This is a genomic window from Ignavibacteria bacterium, from assembly GCA_016873845.1.
Taxonomy (GTDB): Bacteria; Bacteroidota; Ignavibacteria; order Ch128b; family Ch128b; genus JAHJVF01.
Genome location: VGVX01000130.1, coordinates 1 through 3308, shown reverse-complemented (window position 1 = coordinate 3308; position 3308 = coordinate 1). Strand labels below are relative to the sequence as shown.

4 protein-coding genes are annotated in these 3308 nt (G+C 36.8%); 2 read left to right on the top strand and 2 right to left on the bottom strand.

Annotated elements, in window-relative coordinates:
* Together FJ213_13130 and FJ213_13125 are read right to left on the bottom strand one after the other, a co-directional pair.
* Nucleotides 1–990, bottom strand: a 990-nt coding sequence (locus FJ213_13130; GenBank protein MBM4177094.1) for a methylmalonyl-CoA mutase, incomplete at its 3' end; no start/stop codon positions are given.
* Complete coding sequence (locus FJ213_13125; GenBank protein MBM4177093.1) at nucleotides 960–1154, bottom strand: hypothetical protein; 195 nt, start codon at nucleotides 1152–1154, stop codon at nucleotides 960–962. The genes FJ213_13130 and FJ213_13125, both read right to left, overlap by 31 nt.
* A 148-nt stretch (nucleotides 1155–1302) precedes the next feature.
* On the opposite strand from FJ213_13125, the gene FJ213_13120 reads away from it, so the two are divergent.
* Complete coding sequence (locus FJ213_13120; GenBank protein ID MBM4177092.1) at nucleotides 1303–2256, top strand: threonylcarbamoyl-AMP synthase; 954 nt, start codon at nucleotides 1303–1305, stop codon at nucleotides 2254–2256.
* Nucleotides 2257–2321: 65 nt separating this feature from the next.
* The coding region (locus tag FJ213_13115) for a hypothetical protein (GenBank protein MBM4177091.1) at nucleotides 2322–3308 on the top strand (987 nt) is incomplete at its 3' end.

Here is a 3308-nt window from a genome sequence, read left to right as displayed (position 1 = left end):
TTTGAAACGTTCTTTCATGATCTTTGCCCAAAGTCTTCGTGCAGCACGGAACTTCGCGGCTTCTTCAAATAAATCATTGTGCGAGTTGAAAAAGAAGGAGAGCCGCTTGGCAAATTCATCGACATTCAGTCCGGATTTGAGTGCAGCTTTAACATAAGCGATTCCGTTTGCAAGTGTGAATCCGATCTCTTGAGCCGCAGTCGAACCAGCTTCGCGAATGTGATAACCAGAAATTGAAATCGTATTCCATTTCGGAATTTCCTTTGAGCAGAATTCAAAAACATTTGTGATCAATCGCATAGAAGGTTTTGGCGGGAATATGTAAGTGCCACGTGCAATGTATTCTTTGAGAATATCGTTTTGAACAGTACCGGAGAGTTTACTTCGCTCAATGTCATTTTTCTCAGCAACTGCGATGTAAAGTGCAAGCATAACAGATGCAGGTGCGTTAATAGTCATTGACGTTGATACTTTATCCAATGGGATTTCTTTGAAGAGAATTTCCATATCGGCAAGTGTGTCGATTGCAACTCCAACTTTTCCGACTTCCCCTTCAGCCTGCGGATCGTCTGAATCGTAACCGATTTGTGTCGGCAGATCGAAAGCAACTGAAAGTCCCGTAGTTCCTTGTGTAAGAAGAAATCTATATCGTTCGTTGGATTCTTTTGCAGTACCGAAACCTGCATATTGACGCATCGTCCAAAATTTCCCGCGATACATTGTCGGCTGAACACCGCGTGTAAATGGGTATTGTCCAGGGAATCCAATCTTCTCAATACAATCCTCCGATGAAAAATCGAGCGGAGTGTAAAGCCGATTTACTTCTTTATTCGAAGTAGTTACAAACTTTTCTTTCTGCTCTTTTCCGAAGGATCCTTCGGAGTTTTTTGCTATGAAGGGACTTAAAACTTTTTCTTCCCAATTTTCCAATGATGTTTTGATTTTTTCATTTTCCATTTTCAATCGTCCATTGTCAATTTTATGAGGCATTTCGCATTTTTATTATTGTACTTTTTTAAGACTGTGCACCAAACGGCAAGCTCTTTTCTGCAGGCGCCGATTGCAGTTGGATCGGAGAATTCTGCATATTTGCATGAATAATCGCAGTATGATGGCAAATTTTTTATTTCTTTAATTCGAATTCTTTTTTTCATTTAATTCTAAATTTCCATTTATCCACCGCTCTGCACACGACCTAAGAATAAGGGGCTAGTGAGCTGCGGCGGGCAAAATCTCTATTCTCAATTCTCCATTCTCAATTTTCAATTCAATTTAATATTTTCGTAGTGAAGATAAAACAAAATGAAAACTGTTGTAACAAGCTCAATAAAAACCGCCGCATCATTTGTAAAAAGGGGCGAATTAGTCGGAATGCCGACCGAAACCGTTTATGGTCTTGGTGCAAACGTATTCGATGAAAATGCAGTAAAGAAAATCTTCAAAGTGAAAAAGCGTCCACCAGACAATCCTTTGATTGTTCATGTTTCGGCTTATGAACAGATCGAGCAGTTAGCGGATAAGATCACACTTATTGCAGAAAAAATTATCCGAAACTTTTTTCCAGGACCGATTACAATTGTTTTGAAAAAAAACGAAATCATTTCCAATTATGTTACAGCGAGACTCGACACAATTGCCATCCGAATGCCAAATCTTGATATCACAAAAAGATTTATAGATGCTTGCGGCGTTCCAATTGCTGCTCCATCGGCAAATATTTCGGGTTCACCGAGCCCAACTTCCTGGATGCATGTTTACAATGATTTGAACGGAAAAATTCCTTGCATTTTGAAAGGACCAAAATGCAAAGTCGGGATTGAATCGACAGTCGTTGATTGCACCTCTTTTATTCCGGTAATCTTGCGTCCCGGATGTGTTTCAATTGATGATTTAAAAAAGATATTCCCAAGTGTGAAAATTTTATCACCTGTACAAAACGGAATAGTAAAATCCCCTGGTATGAAGTACAAGCATTATTCTCCCAAAGCGAAAGTTGTATTGGTCGAAGGCAAAGAAGATGTATTAAAGATTTTATCGAAATATTCTTCAAAAAATTTTGCTTTTATTGGATTTGAAAAGATTTCATCTGCAAGGAAATCAAAAGTTGTTAGTTCATTGAACGATTATGCACACAAGCTCTTCGCATTCTTCCGATACTGTGATGAATCCGGAATAGAATTTATCTTCTGCCAAAAAGTTGAGGAGAAAGGCATCGGGCTGGCTTTGATGAACCGGCTGCAGAAAGCAGCTTGTTAAAATTACACTTGATATTTGGAATAAAATTTTCTAATTAGAAATTGAAATTTTATCGGGAGTGTAAAATGAAAAACGCAATTATCTCATTTGTGCTTCTTGTTTCAATTGCCGCAAACGGGCAAACACTGCTGCTAAAACCGGGCAATGCCGCACAGTATTGGTATGAAGGGGGAATTTATCGGAAAAAGGAAGTTGTTGGGTACTCAGAGTTTGATGGAAAGTCCTACATTAGGCTAAAAACGATATACGCTGGTTCTCCATCTTATACTTATTCGTATGAAAGAATCGTCGGCGACAGCATTCACTACATAAGGTTGGCAAATGGGAATGATTCATTGTCTTTCAACTTTAATTGGAAAGTTGGAAAAATTCTTCGCAAGGATACAATTGGGAATAGAACTCATCTTCAGTTTATTGACAGCATAAAAAAAACGCAAACCTTCACTTTTGATGATACAATTTATTCTCTTAAAAATGTAACAATAGATATTCATACTGGCGATACGTCGAATGTTATTCCTCTTTATGAGTATTACTCCAAGCTTTTCGGAAAATTAACATCTGGTTTATGGACTATTATGCAAGGTGTAAGAATTAATGGTATCAATTACGGTGGAAATTTTCTTGGTTATCAGGATGAAGTTATCTTTACAAAAGATAGTTTGTATGTATTGTCGTTGATTGATTCAGCGAGCTGCTGGATAAAAAATATTTCAAATGTAAATTTAATACTTGATTCAATCACGACTCATAATCCCTATGGCTATCGAGTAATTTTTTCAAATCATTTGTTTAATAAATATTTTTATTTATATGGAAGGTATCCAAATCACTTATTAGATACTTTGAAGATAATTATAACACCTTCCGATTCTGTTAAGCTATTAATTTACGACGTTGACCTTTGTCCAATTTGTAGAGAAGATATAACCAATAAATATTTTAACGACACATTGACTTTTATTTTTCGGTTAATGAACGAATATCCGTATCAGAATAATTTCTACTCGAAAATTCAAATTTCAGGTTTTGGACGCAGTTCAGATATTGAT